Origin of the sequence: Rhizobium bangladeshense (assembly GCF_001662075.1) — a bacterium.
Taxonomy (GTDB): Bacteria; Pseudomonadota; Alphaproteobacteria; order Rhizobiales; family Rhizobiaceae; genus Rhizobium; species Rhizobium bangladeshense_B.
The window spans coordinates 1-1,018 of record NZ_LYPL01000097.1; the positions used below are offsets into that span (position 1 = coordinate 1).

Here is a 1,018-nt window from a genome sequence, read left to right on the forward strand (position 1 = left end):
TGATGGATTTCGAAGCATTTTTCAAAAACGAGCTGGACGGGCTTCATGCCGAGGGCCGCTACCGCGTTTTTGCCGATCTCGAGCGTCACCGCGGCAACTTTCCGCGCGCGACGCGCCATACGGCCGATGGCGAAAAGGACGTCACGGTCTGGTGCTCCAACGACTATCTCGGCATGGGCCAGAACCCGAAGGTGATCGAGGCGATGAAGAACGCCATCGACCACTGTGGCGCGGGTGCGGGAGGCACCCGGAATATCTCTGGCACCAACCACTACCACGTCCTGCTCGAGCGTTAGCTTGCCGACCTGCACGGCAAGGAATCAGCGCTGATCTTCACCTCCGGCTATGTCTCCAACTGGGCGGCACTCGGCACGCTCGGCGCCAAGATCCCCGGCCTGATCATCTTCTCCGACGCCTTGAACCATGCCTCGATGATCGAGGGCATCCGTTACGCCAAGTGCGACAAGGTGATCTGGAAACACAATGACGTCGCCGACCTCGAAGCCAAGCTGAAGGCCGCCGATCCGAAGGCGCCGAAGCTGATCGCCTTCGAGAGCGTCTATTCGATGGATGGTGACATCGCCCCGATCAGGGAGATCTGCGACCTCGCCGACCAATATGGGGCGATGACCTATCTCGACGAAGTCCATGGCGTCGGCATGTACGGCCCGCGCGGCGGCGGCATTGCCGAGCGCGAGGGGCTGATGGACCGGCTGACCGTGATCGAGGGCACGCTCGGCAAGGCCTTCGGGGTGATGGGCGGCTATATCGCCGCCTCGGCCGCCCTGTGCGACTTCATCCGCTCGTTTGCCTCCGGCTTCATCTTCACCACGGCGCTGCCGCCGGCATTGGCCGCCGGTGCGGTCGCCTCGATCCAGCACCTGAAGGTCAGCCAGTTCGAGCGCGCCCGCCATCAGGACCGGGTGCGCAAGCTCAGGGCGATGCTCGACCAGCGCGGCATTCCGCATATGCACAATCCCAGCCATATCGTGCCTGTCATGGTCGGCGATGCCGCCAA

1 pseudogene is annotated in these 1,018 nt (G+C 63.3%); it reads left to right on the forward strand.

Annotation, left to right across the window (positions count from 1 at the left end):
* Positions 1–2: 2 nt before the first annotated feature.
* Positions 3–1,018: pseudogene (hemA, locus tag A7X77_RS31655) on the forward strand (5-aminolevulinate synthase); the annotation flags it as partial.